Origin of the sequence: Modestobacter sp. Leaf380 (assembly GCF_001424485.1) — a bacterium.
Classification (GTDB): domain Bacteria; phylum Actinomycetota; class Actinomycetes; order Mycobacteriales; family Geodermatophilaceae; genus Klenkia.
In genome coordinates this window covers 252826-267964 of record NZ_LMQC01000019.1, presented here as the reverse complement: position 1 = coordinate 267964, position 15139 = coordinate 252826, and the positions used below count along the sequence as shown (strand labels likewise).

Annotated in this window: 10 protein-coding genes; 7 read left to right on the top strand and 3 right to left on the bottom strand. The window is 74.3% G+C overall.

Features of this window, described 5'->3' with window-relative positions; genetic code table 11:
- Positions 1-2: 2 nt before the first annotated feature.
- The 5 genes from ASG41_RS13745 to chrA all read left to right on the top strand — a co-directional run bounded on the left by ASG41_RS13745 (position 3) and on the right by chrA (position 4733).
- A complete protein-coding gene (locus ASG41_RS13745; protein ID WP_082556921.1) occupies positions 3-1244 on the top strand; it encodes an NAD-dependent epimerase/dehydratase family protein in 1242 nt (413 codons plus the stop codon).
- A 66-nt stretch (positions 1245-1310) separates the two neighbouring features.
- Positions 1311-2300 (top strand): LacI family DNA-binding transcriptional regulator, encoded by a 990-nt coding sequence (locus tag ASG41_RS13740; protein WP_056295681.1) that lies wholly within the window; start codon positions 1311-1313, stop codon positions 2298-2300.
- Between the two features lie 53 nt (positions 2301-2353).
- Positions 2354-2887: a Chromate resistance protein ChrB gene (locus ASG41_RS13735; protein WP_200938888.1), complete on the top strand. Its 534-nt coding sequence runs from the start codon at positions 2354-2356 to the stop codon at positions 2885-2887.
- Positions 2884-3333: a chromate resistance protein ChrB domain-containing protein gene (locus tag ASG41_RS13730; protein ID WP_056295676.1), complete on the top strand. Its 450-nt coding sequence runs from the start codon at positions 2884-2886 to the stop codon at positions 3331-3333. Before ASG41_RS13735 ends, ASG41_RS13730 begins: the two co-directional genes overlap by 4 nt.
- Entirely contained in the window at positions 3330-4733 is a 1404-nt protein-coding gene (chrA, locus tag ASG41_RS13725; RefSeq protein ID WP_235564791.1) for a chromate efflux transporter, read from the top strand. Before ASG41_RS13730 ends, chrA begins: the two co-directional genes overlap by 4 nt.
- Before the next feature lie 120 nt (positions 4734-4853).
- Here the strand turns inward: chrA and ASG41_RS13720 are convergent, their stop codons facing one another.
- Both ASG41_RS13720 and ASG41_RS13715 read right to left on the bottom strand, forming a co-directional pair.
- Complete coding sequence (locus ASG41_RS13720; RefSeq protein WP_056295668.1) at positions 4854-11258, bottom strand: Ig-like domain-containing protein; 6405 nt, start codon at positions 11256-11258, stop codon at positions 4854-4856.
- Positions 11259-11512: 254 nt separating this feature from the next.
- Positions 11513-12670, bottom strand: a complete 1158-nt coding sequence (locus ASG41_RS13715; protein WP_056295665.1) for a PLP-dependent aspartate aminotransferase family protein — start codon at positions 12668-12670, stop codon at positions 11513-11515.
- A 74-nt stretch (positions 12671-12744) separates the two neighbouring features.
- Here ASG41_RS13715 and ASG41_RS13710 point away from each other — a divergent pair, with 74 nt between their 5' ends.
- Together ASG41_RS13710 and ASG41_RS13705 are read left to right on the top strand one after the other, a co-directional pair.
- Positions 12745-13335 (top strand): helix-turn-helix domain-containing protein, encoded by a 591-nt coding sequence (locus ASG41_RS13710; protein ID WP_056295660.1) that lies wholly within the window; start codon positions 12745-12747, stop codon positions 13333-13335.
- Positions 13332-14048, top strand: coding sequence for a B3/4 domain-containing protein (locus tag ASG41_RS13705; RefSeq protein WP_056295657.1), 717 nt, complete (start codon positions 13332-13334; stop codon positions 14046-14048). The genes ASG41_RS13710 and ASG41_RS13705 overlap by 4 nt, the downstream gene beginning before the upstream one ends.
- A 25-nt stretch (positions 14049-14073) precedes the next feature.
- On the opposite strand, the gene ASG41_RS13700 is transcribed toward ASG41_RS13705, so the two are convergent.
- Positions 14074-15048 (bottom strand): GlxA family transcriptional regulator, encoded by a 975-nt coding sequence (locus ASG41_RS13700; RefSeq protein ID WP_200938884.1) that lies wholly within the window; start codon positions 15046-15048, stop codon positions 14074-14076.
- Positions 15049-15139: the final 91 nt, after the last annotated feature.

The following is a 15139-nucleotide window of genomic DNA, read 5'->3' as shown; positions in this document are numbered from 1 at the left end:
CGGTGACCGCCGCGCAGCACGGTGACCTCCCCGTGATCACCGACGTCGCCCGGGAGGCCGGGGTGTCCTACCAGACGGTCTCCCGGGTCATCAACGCCTCCGGTCCGGTCCGGGCCAGCACCCGCGCCCGGGTGCTGGCCGCGATCGAGGTGCTCGGGTGGTCACCCAACGAGGCGGCCCAGTCGCTGAGCCGACGACGGACGGTCCCGGAGACCCCGGGCGCGGAGACCCCGGGCGCAGAGAACCCGGGCGCGGTGCGACCGGTGCTGGTGTCGGCCGCGCCCGGTCCGACCCCCGCGTCCCTCGACGGGACCGCGGACGTCGACGAGACCACCCCGGCCGGGGCTGGCGACGACGCCTCGGCCGGGGGGACCCGACCGTCGTCGCTGGTGCTGGTCACCGGCGGCAGCGGCAAGCTCGGACGGGCCACGGTGGACCACCTGCTCGCCGAGGGCCACCGGGTCGTCGTCGTGGACCTGGTGGCCCCGCACCGGCCCGACGTCCCGTGGACCCGGGCGGACCTGACCGACCCCGGCCAGGCGCTGGAGGTGCTGTCCGGGATCGACGACCGCTGGGAGCGCCCGGACGCCGTCGTGCACCTGGCGGCGATCCCCGCGCCCGGGCTGCTGCCCGACGCCACCCTGTTCGCCACCAACATCACGACGACCTACAACGTCTTCGCCGCCGCGCGCCGGGTGGGCATCACCGAGGTCGTGTGGGCCTCCAGCGAGACCGTCCTGGGGCTGCCGCTGGACGTGCCGCCGCCCTCGTTCCCGCTGGACGAGGAGACCGGGCCGACCCCCACCACCTCGTACTCGCTGTCCAAGACCCTCGAGGAGGAGATGGCCCGGCAGTTCGCCCGGTGGTGCCCGGAGATGAAGTTGGTCGGGCTGCGGCTGTCCAACGTGATGGCCGTCGAGGACTACGCGGCCTTCCCCTCCTTCGACGCCGACGCGGCGCTGCGCCGCTGGAACGGCTGGAGCTACATCGACGCCCGGGACGCCGCCCGCGCGATCTCGGCCGGGCTGCGGCACCCCGACCGCGGCGCCGACGTGTTCGTCATCGCCAACGGCGACACCGTGATGAGCCGGCCCACCGCGGAGCTCGCTGCCCTGGAGTTCCCCGGTGTCCCCGTGCACTGCGAGCTGGGTCAGCACACCGCCCTGATGAGCACCGAGAAGGCGCGGCGGGTGCTGGGCTGGGTGCCGGCCCACACCTGGCGGGACCATGTCCCCGGTCGCTGACGGCGCCGCACGCACCGCCGGCGGCCGGGACCACCGCCCCGCCCACCCCCCGGCCCGACGGCGCCGGTGAGCGTCCGGCTCAGCGACGTCGCCCAGGCCGCAGGGGTGTCGGTCGGGACCGTGTCGAAGGCCCTGGGGTCCAGCAACGACGTCAGCATGGCCACCCGGGACCGCCTGCGGGCACTGGCCGCGGAGATGGGCTACCGGCCCAACGGGAACGCCCGGCGGCTGCGCAGCGGGTACTCCCGCACGGTCGGGATGCTCACCAGCGACAGCGTCGGTCGGTTCAGCACCCCGGTCCTGCTGGGTGCCGGCGACGCGGTCGGCGCGGAGGGCATGTCCGTGCTGCTGTGCGACTCCCGTGGGGACGACATCCGCAAGCGGCACCACCTGCACACCCTGCTCGAGCACGGCATCGACGGGCTGATCACGCTGGCCTCCACCACCGACGACCAGCCCTCGCTGGGTGACATCGGGGTCCCGGTGGTCTACGCCTACGGCGCCTCCACCGACCCGGCCGACTTCTCCGTGGTCCCCGACGAGGACGCCGGGGCGGCGACCGCGGTGGAGCACCTGCTGGCCCTGGGCCGCCGCCGGATCGCCCACGTCACCGGCCCGGTGGACTTCGCCGCGACCCGCCGCCGCGCGGCCGCCGTCGAGCGCACCCTCACCGCCCAGGGGCTGCAGCTGGTCCCTCCCGGGCCGCTGCTGGGCGACTGGACCGAGCAGTGGGGCCGCGTCGCCACCGACATGGTGCTGCGTGCCGGGGAGGTCGACGCGGTCTTCTGCGGCAGCGACGCCATCGCCCGCGGCGTCACCGACGCCCTGCGCGACCGGGGTCTGCGCATCCCGCAGGACGTCGCCGTCGTCGGGTACGACAACTGGGAGGCGATGACCACCGGGTCGCGCCCGCCGCTGACCAGCATCGACCCCGACCTGGAGGCCGTCGGCCAGACCGCCGCGCGGGCGCTGCTGGAGGCGGTCCAAGGCACTCCGCGCGCGGGCGTGCAGCGGCTGCCGACCCGGCTGGTGCTGCGCGAGTCCACCCTGGGCTGAGCCCAGCCCCAGCGAACTGGACGTCGGCGATGCAACCGTGGTTGCATCCCGCCGTGCCCGACGACGTCCCGACCCGTGAGTGGGTCGTGCTCAGCCACCGGCTGCCCCGCGAGCCCTCCGGACCGCGCACCACGCTGTGGCGGCGGCTGCGCAGGCTGGGGGTGGCCGCCCTCGGGGACGGCGTGGTCGCGCTGCCGGCCGACCCCCGCACCCGTGAGGAGTTCGAGTGGCTGGCCGCCGACGTCGTCGCCGGCGGGGGCCGGGCCGGGGTCTGGGTCGCCCGGGCCGTCACCGCGGACCACGAGCGCACGCTGCTGGCCGAGATGGGCGCCGCCCGGGAGGCCGAGTACGCCGAGCTGGCCGCCGCCGCCCGCGCCGCGCTGACGTGGGCAGGGGGCCGGGACGAGCGGGTCCGCGAGCTGCGCCGGCTGCGCCGCGAGCTGCGCGCCGTCACCCGGCGGGACTTCACCGCACCGCCCGGCCGGGACGCCGCGGAGCGGGCGCTGGCCGACCTGGCGGAGACCCTGGCCGACGAGGCCGCCGCGCCCGCGGGAGGGGCCACCGCGCCCGCGGGGGGTGCCCCGTGAGGTGGGCGACCCGGGCCGGGGTGCACGTGGACCGGGCGGCCTGTGCCTGGCTGGTCCGCCGGCACATCGACCCCGCGGCCGAGTTCGTCTTCCTCGACGACTGGTCGGACCCGGCGAGCCTGCCGGCGGACCTGGTGCTCTTCGACGTCCCCGGCGTCGGCATCGGCCACCGCGGGCGGGACTGCACCTTCGAGACCCTGCTGCGGCTGCACCAGCTGCACGACCCGGTGCTGTGGCGGATCGCCGAGGTCGTGCACGTCGCCGACCTCGACGACGACCTCTTCGACGCCCCTGAGGCCCCCGGACTGGACGCCGTCGTCCGCGGGTTGACGATGACCGGCACCGACCCCGCCACCCTCGCCGTCACCGATGCGGTCCTCGACGGCCTGTACGCCTTCCACCACCAGCGGCTGCTCCGCGGGCCACGAGCCGGCCTGACCACGTGACGGGGGACCCCATGGACGACGTCGACGACCGCACGCCCGACCCGGTCGGGCAGGTGGTGCCCTTCCGGACCGCCGTCCGGGCCTGGGCCGCCATCTCCCTGCAGACCTTCGGCGGGCCGGCCGGGCAGATCGCGGTGATGCAGCGCAGCCTGGTGGAGGACAAGCGCTGGATCGGTCAGCGGCGGTTCCTGCACGCGATGAACTACTGCATGCTGCTGCCCGGCCCCGAGGCGCAGCAGCTGGCGACCTACGTGGGCTGGCTGCTGCACGGCACCCGCGGCGGGCTGGTGGCCGGTGGCCTCTTCGTGCTGCCGGGCCTGCTGGCCCTGCTGGGGCTGTCGGCGGTCTACGTCGCCTTCGGCACCACGGTGGCCGTGCTGGCCGTGTTCGCCGGGCTCGCACCGGCGGTGCTCGCCGTCGTCGCCCAGGCCGTCACCCGGGTCGGCAAGCGGGCGCTGACCAGCCCGGCGCTGGTGGCGGTCGCCGTCGGCGCCTTCCTGGCGCTGACGCTCCTGGCGGTGCCCTTCCCGGTGGTGGTCGGCCTGGCCGGTGCCGTCGGGTGGGCGATGGGGCGGTTCCGGCCCGCGTTGCTCGCCGAGCGCCCCAAGGCCGCCCAGGTCGACGACGGGCCGCCACCGGTGGTGTCCGACGACGTGCTGCACACCGAGGCGCCCTCGTGGCGGCGCACGCTGCGGGTGCTGGTCGTCGGCCTCGTCGCCTGGGGCGTGCCGATCGCCCTGGTCGCGGCGTTCACCGGGGCGGGCAGCACCCTCACCGACCAGGGCCTCTTCTTCTCCGGGGCCGCGGTGGTCACCTTCGGCGGCGCGTACGCGGTGCTGGCCTACGTGGCGCAGCAGGCGGTGTCGGTCTACGGCTGGCTCGGACCGGGGGAGATGGTCCGCGGCCTGGCGCTGGCGGAGTCCACGCCCGGGCCGCTGATCATGGTGGTGCAGTTCGTGGCGTTCCTGGGCGCCTACCGGTCCCCGGGCGACCTGGACCCCTGGGTGGCCGCGGTGCTGGCCTCCCTCCTGGTCACCTGGGTGACGTTCGTGCCGAGCTTCCTCTTCGTGCTGCTCGGTGCCCCCTACATGGAGCGGCTGCGCGGCAACCGCAGTCTGTCCGCGGCGCTCACCGGCATCACCGCCGCCGTCGTCGGGGTGATCGCGAACCTGGGCGTCTACTTCGCGGTGCACACCCTGTTCCGGGAGAGCAGCGAGACCTCCTGGGGGCCGGTGGCGCTCGAGGTGCCCGACCTGTCGACCCTGCGGCCGCTGGCCGTCGCGCTGGTCGTCGTCGCCGCCGTGCTGCTGTTCCGGGTCCGGACGTCAGTGCTGACGACGCTCGGGGTGTGTGCGGTCCTGGGCCTGGCGGCGGGGTTGGCCGGGGTGCCCGTCGGCTGACCCCGGGAACGCCACAGCCCCCGGGAACGTCACAGCCCCCAGGAACGCCACAGCCCCTGGCCGGTGTCGGCCAGGGGCTGCAGCAGGTGTCTCCTCGTCGCCCCGGTCGGGGGCGCCGGGTCAGCGCCGGACGGTGATCACCACCTGGGCGGTGGTGGTCGTCCCCGTCGTGACCACGGTCGTGGCCCCGTCGGGAGCGGTCGCGGGCACCCGCACGGTCACCCGGGCCGCACCGTTCACGTCGGTGAGGACCTGGGCGACCTCGACGCCGCCGACGGTCACCGCCACGTCGTCCCAGCGGGCGTGCCCGGTCAGGCTCAGCGTGACCGCCGCCCCGGGGGCGACCCGGCTGGAGCTGGTCGTGACCCGGGTCGGGACGTCCTCCTTCACCGTGAGGGTGAAGGCCTTCGCCGTGGAGGTGTTCCCCGCGGCGTCGGTGGCCCGGTAGGTGACCACGAAGTCCCCGACCCGGTCGAAGACGACCGGGTCGGCCGTCGCGGCCTGCCAGTCACCCTGGTTGACCCGGTACTCGACCCGGGTGACCCCGGACTGCGCGTCCGTCGCGGCGAAGACCGCCGAGAGCGGGTTGCGCGGGGTGATGGTGCCGCTGGTCGGCGTCCGCGTGACCGCGGCCGTCGGCGCCACCTTGTCCAGCTTGACCACGGTCTCGGCCTCCGATCCGGCGACGACGACGTTGGAGCTCAGTACCCGGTGGCCGATGACCGTCGTGCCGTTCCTGCTGACGGTGATCGAGGAGGTCACCGTCCGCCAGGCCCCACCGTTCACCTGGTACTGCACCCGCTGGCCGGCGACCGGCGGCGTCAGCCGCACGAGCACGTCCTGCTGGTACCACCCGGCGTCGCTGGGCTGGTCCGCCGAGGTGATCGCGACCGTCGCGGCAGCGCTCTGCGGCGCCGTCACGGTCACGGTGACCTGCTTGGCCGCCTCGACGTTCCCAGCCGTGTCGACGGCCCGGTACTGGACCACGTGCGGGCCGACGGCGGTGAAGCCGACCCCGGCCGCCGTGGCCGGCTGCCACGTCGTCCCGGCGTCGGTGGAGTACTCCACCCGGTCCACCCCGGAGCCGGCGTCGGTCGCGGCGAACGTCACCGTGACCGTCGTGCCCTCGGGGACGGAGCCGCCGGCCGGGTTCGTGCTGGCCGAGGACACCGGGGCGACCCGGTCGACCTGCACCGTCGTCGTGGTCTCCTCCGAGACCAGCCCGGAGGAGGCGACGGAGCGGGTCCGCAGCTCCTGCGGGCCCGGTGCGCCGTCGAGGGTGACGGCGCCGTCGGTGACGGCGGTCCAGGTTCCCTCGCGCAGCTGCTGCACCCGGGTCCCGGCGTCCCAGCCCTCGACGGTCCACTCGCTCAGGGCGAGACCGGCGAATGAGGTGCCGTTGCCGCGTGCCTGCAGGACCATCCGCAGCCCGGTCGTGGTCACCGCTGGGAACGCGACCGTGTTGGGCTGGCCGGCCGCGACCGGGTAGGCCGAGGCCCCCTCGACATCGACCCACTGGCCGGCGGCGTCCAGCTGCTGCAGGGACCAGCCGGCGGGCAGGCCGACCCCGTCACCGGGGGAGGCCGCCGTCGTGTCGCTCCAGAAGTGCGCCGTCGAGCCGGTGAGCACCTTGGGGGTCGCCCAGCGGTACTCCACGGTCCGGCTGGCCGGTCGGTCGGGGGACCAGGTGCCCCAGACCGGGTTGGTCGCGCCGGTGTAGGACACCCGGCCGTCGGCCAGGGCCGCGAGGGTGTTCCACGGGGCCGTGTAGGCGGCGGCGGGCGCGGCGGTGCCGGCCAGGGCACCGGCCGAGGGACGGACCTGCACGGTCGGGGCGGTGACGTACCACCCGGCCGCTCCGTCGGCGGCGGCCGGCGCGACCGTCGCCACCGGGGCACCCGGCCGGGCCACGACGCCCACCGGGGCCGAGACCACCGGCGAGAAGAGCTTCTCGCCCTGGGCCCGCAGCGCGACCGTGTACTCACCGACCGCGGTGCCGGTGAAGACCACCTGGCGGGCGTCGGCGGGCACCGTCCGGACGACGGGGGTGCCGCCGGCCAGCGAGGTCAGCACGACCTCGTGGGAGGTGACGCCGGAGTCCGCCGCGGGGGCGGTCCAGGAGACCGTCACGTCGGTGCCGGCGACGTCGGCCCGCAGCCCCTCGGGTGCCGCGGGTGCGACACCGTCCGGGTTCTGCTCGACGGTCACGGTGACCAGCGCCCGGACGGCGGTGCCGGCCACGGTGCCCGCGATGTCGAAGGTGCCCTCCTGGGCGTAGCGCGCGGCGTCGACGGCGTCCCAGACCACGGGACGGCTCTCCTGGGCCCCGCTGCCCCCGGCGAAGACCGCCACGACGGTGCGCGGCAGGTCGGGGGCCGAACCCACGTACGTCCGCGCGGTGGCCGGCTGCAGCGACGCGATGTCGTTGGAGCTGGCACCGACGCTGACGGTGGCCGTCACGGCCGTGGCGGACCCGGCGAGGGTGCCGTTCACGACCAGCTGGCCGGGCACCGAGTACCGGGAGGCGTCGACGGCCTCCCAGTCGACGGGCACGGTGACCCGCCGACCGTCGGCGTACACGGCCACGGCGGTCGCCGGCAGGGTGGCCGGCGTCCCCGCGGCGGTCCGCAGGGCGATGGGCTCCACCTCGTCGACGGCCGTGGTGAACACGTCCAGCTCGGACAGGGCGATCGCGGCGTTGTTGCCGTTGCCCGGGCTCGCGGTGAACACCACGCGCAGGGCCGTCGTCTCCACGGGGGTGAAGCCGACCCGGCTCTCCTGTCCCCGGGGGGACGTCGGGTACGTGGTCGCGTCCACGGGCCGCCAGGACCCGTCGGCGGCCAGGTGCTCGACCCGCCAGCTCTGCGGCAGGGCGACACCGGTACCGGTGCCCGGTGCGGTGTCGTTCCAGAACCAGGCCGAGACGCCGGACACCCGCTGCGGGGAGGCCCAGGTCTGGGTCACCGTGTCCTGTGCGGGGCGGGCCCCGTCACGGTAGGTGCCCCAGAGCTCGGTCTGTGCCGGGTCGGTGGCCGAGACGACCCGGCCGTCGGCCAGGGCCGCCAGCCGGTTCCACGCCGCCGTGTGGCTCGCGGTGGCCTGCGACGTCCCGCTGATGTCCGGGCCGGGGGGCAGGTCGCCGCTGACGGTGACCGAGACCGGCACCGTGGTGGTGGACTCCCCGTCCGTGGCGGTGAACTCCAGGCGGTAGTCGCCCTTCTCCGAGAACGTCAGCACCGTGCTGGGGCTGGTCGGGTTGGTGTTGGAGACCCGGGCGTCGTCGGAGGGCGTGCTCACCACGGTCCACGACGAGGTGAGCGCGCCCGAGGGCAGCCCGTCGTCGGTGACGTTGCCGGTGAAGCGCACCCGCGGGGAGCCCTCGGCGGCGTCGCGGTCCAAGCTCACGACCGGTGCGGCGTTGGTCGCCGGCGTGTACTCGGCACCGGTGTCGCGCAGCCGCACCTCCTTCACACCGGTGCGGGCACCCGGGGCGTGGTACGCCAGGACCCGGAACTGCTGGGCGGTGACCTCCTCGAAGTTGACCGTGTTCAGGTTCCCCTGCGGGGTGACCGGCGTGCGTGCCTGGTTCGCCACCGAGACCCAGGCGCCGGTGGCGTCCTGGTACTGCACGGCGTAGCGGCTGGGGGCCGCGTAGCCCGGGACGGTGGTCGAGGACGACGAGCGGTAGAAGTGCACCTGCGCCTCGTCGACGGCGGTGGGCTCACCGAGGTCGATCTGGATCCAGTCGGACTCGTCGGGCGAGCCGGCCGTGCCCCAGAAGGGCTCGTTGACCGTGGAGCCGTCGACCGCACCGGCGGGGGCCAGTGGCTTGCCGCTGGGGGTGTTGCCCCCGGCGGAGTAGGAGGCCGTGACGGGCCGGCCGGTGGCCAGGTCGGGCGCCTCGGAGGTCGCGGGGTCGATGTCGACACCGGCGAGGGCCATCAGGTCCACGACCCGGTCGTCGGAGTCGAACCGCACGTCGTCGGCACTGGCGAGGGTGCTGGTGGTCGAGGTCGTGACGCCGGCCTCGGTGGTCACCTCACCGGTCGAGGGGTCGTAGACGGCCGGCTGGAGGGAGTCCAGCGTGAACGCCAGCTCCCCGTCGAGGTAGACGGAGTAGCCCTCCGGTGCGGCTTCGTAGTGGTCCTCGCCGCCGGGGGCGTCCCAGACGATGCTCAGGTCCTGGTCGTGGTACCGGATGTTGTTCGCCGCGAAGTGGTCCCAGTCGATGTCGATGGGGGACACCTCGATCAGGTCGTCGGCCCGCGTCTGCAGGCCCATCGCGTCCTCGATCAGGGTGAAGTTGGTCGTCCCGAGCTGGGTCTGGTGGATCCACGAGCGGTACTGGATCGACCCGCCGTCCTCGGTGGAACCGTGCGCCCAGAACTCGTTCTCGTTCTGCCGGGTGACGTCCCCCTCCTCGTAGGAGGCCCAGGCGTTCCAGTAGAGGAGGTTCTTGTAGTACTCCGAGGTCAGGTAGTGGTTGGGGTAGTCCCGGATCGTCGAGGACAGCAGCCGGAACATGACCGTGGAGTTGATGGTCGAGAAGTTGTTCGAGTAGACCCGGCCGGGGTCGCGCTCGGCTCGCGCCTGCGCGTCGACCTGGTTGGCCGTGTAGAAGGGGAACGGCGAGTACTGGGCCTCGTCGACGAAGAGCCGGAAGGACTCCAGGTACTTGGGGTCGAAGTCCGCGTCACCGGGCTGCGGCATCAGGCCGACGGTGTACGGGTAGTACATGTTCACCTCCTTCCACGGGATCTGCTCCCCGGCGACGGCGCCGTAGTCGCTGGCCGCGTAGGAGGCCTTGACCAGGTTGCCGAACAGGCCCGCCTCGTCCGGCGTGGTCCGCTGGTCCTCCCAGAGGACGTCGAGCACGGAGGCCTTGATCTGCTCGGCCTGGGCCCGCATCTCGGCGGCCGCGGCGGTGTCGCCGGCGAGCTCGTAGGCCTCGGCGGCGGACATGGCGCCGGCGTAGACGTAGGCGCTCTCGGGGCGGTCCATCGCGGTCGAGTGCCACGGGTCGGGGCCGCGCCAGGAGAAGGACACCGCGTCGGTGTCGTTGCCGGGCCAGGCCGGGCTGGTGTACTCGATCAGACCGTTGTCGTTGCTGTCGAAGCGGGCGAGCTGCCCGGTGACGTCGTCGCGGGCGTAGTCGGCGATCTGCTCGGCGATCGAGCTGTCACCGCCGTGCACCTGGTAGCTCTCCCAGGCGGACTCGGCGATGTAGTTGGAGTAGTTGGCGTTCCAGTTGACCGGGTTGCCCGGGTTGTCGATGAAGGCCTGGTGCCGGGCGACCTCACCTGCCGACAGCCACGAGCCGTAGGAGGACGCCGGGTCGCGGAAGTACTTGAGGTCGTCGACGAACATGCCCGTGGTGAGCACGATGGCGTTGTTGTAGGCCTGCCCGAAGACGCCCTCGATGGCGGTCGGGAACTGGAAGTCGTTGCCGGAGACGTTCGCGTCCAGGTAGTTGGTGCGCAGCAGCCACCACCGGTAGAAGGCGGACTTGTCCAGCTCGGGGGACGGCGTCTCCAGGTAGGGGACGTTCTCCACCCACCACTCGTTGTACGACGTCGTCTGCGCGGCGTACGCGGCCTGCGGGGCGGCGGCGCGGATCCGGTCGTAGGCTTGCCCGGCCGCGGGGATCTCGGTGGTCAGGAAGCCCATCTGCACCTTGACGTCGGTGCCGGTGGAGCCGGCCTGGACGGTGCGCGTGAGCTGGTTGCCCGAGGCGGTGAACCCGTCGCCGGACAGTCGGGTCTCGACCCGGGTGACGTTGTGCGGGGTGGTGACGCTGCCGCGCAGCTCGTCGCCCTCGGCCCGGTCGGTGAAGGGCGAGGCCGCGGTCAGCGTGACGTCCCTGGTGCTGCCGTCGGTCGTGCTGATCGAGACCCACTCGGCCAGGACGTTCTCGGCATCGATGAACTTGGCCTGCACCACGCGCAGCCCGGACCCGGTGAACTCACCGGACCAGTAGCTGGGGGTGTTGTGCCGCTTCGCGGTGTCCTCGGTCAGGGTGACGGTCTGGCCGCCGACGGTGAGGGTGAGGGTGAGGGTGTAGGCGGAGCGGTTGCCCAGGCTCTCGATGTAGGCGACGTCGCCCTGGAAGCCCAGGCCGGCGGTCGAGTCCTCCATGTACAGCGCACGACCGCGGGAGAAGAGCACCGCGTTGTTGTCGTAGTTGATGTTCTCCGGCTGGCTGGTGTTGAACGACAGCCCGCCGGGCTCGTCCGGCGGCGCCCCGTCCCGGGACAGCATCTCGTCGACCCAGAAGTCCTGCCCGGGCCGGGAACCGGCGCCCTCGGCCACGTCGGCGTCGAAGACCTCCCGCAGGTAGGACGTCGAGGGGTCGATGTCCAGGCCGGTGTCGGGGACGGCCTGGTCGCCGTTGACGAAGACCGGGTAGTCGAGGTCGGCGACGGTGTTGGACAGCCCCTCGCCGTAGGGGTCCCAGGGGTCGGCTGCGGAGGCGGTGGACGCCGGCGTCAGGGTCACGAGGACGGCGGTCACGGCGGCCGTGGCCATCACGGGTCGATACCGAAAGAGTTTCACGGAGCTCTCTTCGTCGTTGATGAGGCGGGGCACGTGCACGAGTAAGTGCAGGTCAGCGGAACCTAGCAGTGACCTGTGCAACACCGAAAGCGTTTCCCGGAGATGACCGCGACAGAGGGAGTGGCCGGGTGACGCCGTCACCGACGGTGCCCGCAGCGAAGACAGCCCCGGGCCGACGGCGTCGGTCCGGGGCTGTCCTGGGGGTGCTGGGGCGGTTCGGCGGCGGGTCAGTGGCGGGGGGTCTGCTCCCCGAGGACGGCGTCCAGCGCCCCGGACAGGTCGGCCCACAGGTCCTCGACGTGCTCGCACCCGACGCTGATCCGGACCAGTCCAGCGGGCACGTGCTCCTGGCCGGGGAGCTTGGCGCGCCGTTCCAGGGTCGACTCCACACCGCCGAGGCTGGTGGCGTGGGCGACCACCGTGACGCGCTCGCAGAAGGCATCGGCGAGCCGGGCGTCGGGCAGTTCGAGGGTCAGCACGATCCCCGGCCCGCGCATCTGCCGGACGGCCAGGGCGTGCTGAGGGTGGTCCGGCAGGCCCGGGTAGCCCACCGGGAGGCCGGCCGGGTGGGCGGCCAGGCGCCGGGCGAGCTCGCCGGCGGAGGCCTGGGCGCGCTCCACCCGCAGGGCCAGGGTGCGGGCGCCGCGCAGGGCCAGGTAGCACTCCAGCGATCCCGGGGTGGCGCCACCGACCTCCCGGCGGCGGGTGAGCCGCTCGCGGTCGGCGGGGTCGCGTACGGCGACCAGGCCCAGCAGCAGGTCCGAATGGCCGCCGATGGCCTTGGTGGCGCTGTGCACCACGACGTCGGCGCCCAGCTGCAGCGGGTTCTGCAGCAGCGGGGTGGCGAAGGTGTTGTCCACGGCCACCCGGGCGCCGGCCGCGTGTGCCGCACGGGTGACGGCCTCGATGTCGACCAGGTGCAGCAGGGGGTTGCTGGGGCTCTCCACCCACACCAGGTCCGCCTCGGCCACGGCGGCCAGCAGGGCGTCGGTGTCGGTGGCGTCGACCTCGACGACGTCCCAGCGCCCTCCCGCCGCGGCGCCGTCGGCGAGCAGTCCCCGCAGTCCGGTGTAGCTGTCCTGGGGGACGACGACGCGGGCGCCGACCGGGAGCAGCTCCAGCACGGCGGCAATGGCGGCCATGCCCGAGGAGAAGGCGACCGCCGGGCCGCCCTCGAGGTCGTCCACCAGCTCCTCCAGCGCCTCCCAGCCGGGGGTGCCGTCGTCCCGGGCGTACTCGCGGCCGACCTCGCTGGAGCCGGGGGCGCGGAAGGTGGAGGCGAGCACGACCGGCACGTTGAGCGGCTGGCCGGCCCGGTGCTGTCCACGTCCCAGGCCGACGAGCCGGGTCTCGACCCGGAGGCTGTGGGGCTGCTCGGTGTCCATCCGCGATCTCCTCGACGTCCGTCCGGTGAGTGCATTATGTTGCACCACATGAGGCAGCGTAAGGCGGCGTCGGCGTGAAGGACACCCTGGTGGTCAACGAGCTCATCGGGGACCGGGTGCGGCGGCACCGCACCGCCCGCGGCTGGACCCTCGACGAGCTCGCGGAGCGGTCGGGCGTCAGCCGTCGGATGGTGATCACCATCGAGCACGGCGAGGGCAACCCGAGCATCGCCACCCTGCTGCGGCTCAGCGACGCACTCGGCGTCGGCCTGCCCGTCCTGGTCGACGTCGACCAGGCCCGCACGACCACCGTCACCCGGGACGGCGACGCCCCCGTGCTGTGGCGCGGGGCCCGCGGCGGCCGTGCGGTGCTGGTCGCCGGCACGCACCCGCCGGACGTCGTCGAGTTGTGGGACTGGTCGATGCAGCCGGGGGAGGAGCACCGCAGCGAGGCGCACAGCGCCGGCACCCAGGAGCTGCTGCTGGTCCGCGACGGGGCGGTCGACCTGCACGTCGGCGAGCGGGTCGAGCGGCTGGCCGTGGGCGACTCCGCGGCCTTCCCGGGCGACGTCGCGCACGGGTACGCCGCGCCCGCCGACGGGGACGGCTGCCGGTTCACCCTGACGGTCTTCCAGCCCGGCGTCGGTGCGGGGGTGGCGTCGTGACCGCGGCCGCGGACTGGTTGGCGGCGGCCTCGGTGGACGACGCGGTGCTCGCGCTGCGCCCGGACTACCGCGCCCTGCTGCTGGTCGCGGAGGGACTGCGAGGCGGTCCCCCGGACGAGGACAGCGAGCGGCTGCTGGGCGCCGCGGAGGCCCGCGCCCGGGCGCTGGTCGGGGAGGGGGCGCCCGAGGCGCTGCCGCACCCGGCCGCCTGGCGGGAGGCCTACCGCGCGTTCGGTGCCAAACCGCAGCGCACCCGACCCAGCGTGGAGGCCCTGCTGCGGCGGCTGGACCCGGGTCTGCCCCGGGTCGACCGGGTCACCGACGCCTACAACGCGGTGTCCATCGCCCACCTGCTGCCGATCGGTGGGGAGGACCTGGACCACTACGAGGGCCCGGCCGCGCTGGTCCGCGCCGACGGGACCGAGGTCTTCGACACGACGGCCGGCGGCGAGGCCGTGGTCGAGCACCCGGAGCCCGGCGAGGTGGTCTGGCGCGACGACGCCGGCGTGACCTGCCGGCGGTGGAACTGGCGCCAGGGCACCCGCACCCGCATCACGCACGCGACCACCCGCGCCGTCTTCGTCCTGGACGGGCTGGGACCGCTGGGGGTCGAGGGGCTGACCGCGGCCGCAGACGCCCTCGAGCGGGACCTGCAGGCCCTGCACCCCGGCGTGCGGACGGCCCGCCGGCTGGTCGGCCCGCCCGACGCCTGACCGCTCGACGCCCGACCGTGCCTGCTCAGGCCGCTCCGGTCCCGGCCCGGGTGCTGAACTGCCGCCGGTACTCCGAGGGCGAGGTGCGGAAGGCCGCGGCGAAGGCCTGCCGCAGGGTCACCGGGTTGCCGAAGCCGCACGCCGTGGCGACCTGGTCGACCGGGCGGTCGGTGCTCTCCAGCAGGCGCCGGGCCAGGTCCAGCCGGCGGGAGCGGACCCACACCGCCGGGGTGGTGCCCGTCGAGGCCTGGAAGGCCCGGATGAAGGTGCGCCGGCTCATGTGCGCGGCCGCGGCCAGCTCGGCCACCGTGAGGGACCCCTCGAGCCGGGTCAGCGCCCACTCCTGCACGTCGGCGATCGGGTCGCGCTCGGTGGAGGCCGGCAGCGGCCGCTCGATGTACTGCGCCTGCCCGCCGAGCCGGTGCGGGGCGACCACCAGGCTGCGGGCGACCTGGTTGGCGGCGGTGGCACCGAGCCGGGTGCGCACCAGGTGCAGGCAGGCGTCGATGCCCGAGGCGGTGCCCGCCGAGGTGAGGACGTCGCCGTGGTCGATGTAGAGGACCGAGGTGTCCAGGGCGACGTCGGGGTGCCGGCGGGCCATCGCGTCGAAGGCCTGCCAGTGGGTGACGGCGCTGCGCCCGGCCAGCAGGCCGGTGTCGGCCACGACCAGTGCGCCCAGGCACAGCCCCACGACGGTCGCCCCGCGCGCGTGGGCGGTGACCAGCAGGTCGACCAGGTCCGGCTGGGCTCGGCGGCCGTCGGCGGACCACGAGGGGACGACGACCAGGTCGGCGCCGGCGGCGGCCTCCGGGCCGGCGACCTCGCCCAGCGTGAGGCCCTCGTCGGTGCGGATGCTGCCGGGCCGGTCGCCGAACAGCACGGTCTCCCAGTCGCCGAGACCCTGGCGGCGGACCTCGTCGAACACCATCTGGGGGACGGCGAGGTGGAAGGTGGTGACGCCGTCGAAGGCGTAGACGGCGACCCGGGTGGGGGTTGGCACGGAACCATCGTAAGACTGCCGCCGTGCCAGTGGTCGGATCGGTGGCACGACCGCAGAGTGGGTCCCGACCGTCCACCCAGCCCTGGAGGCA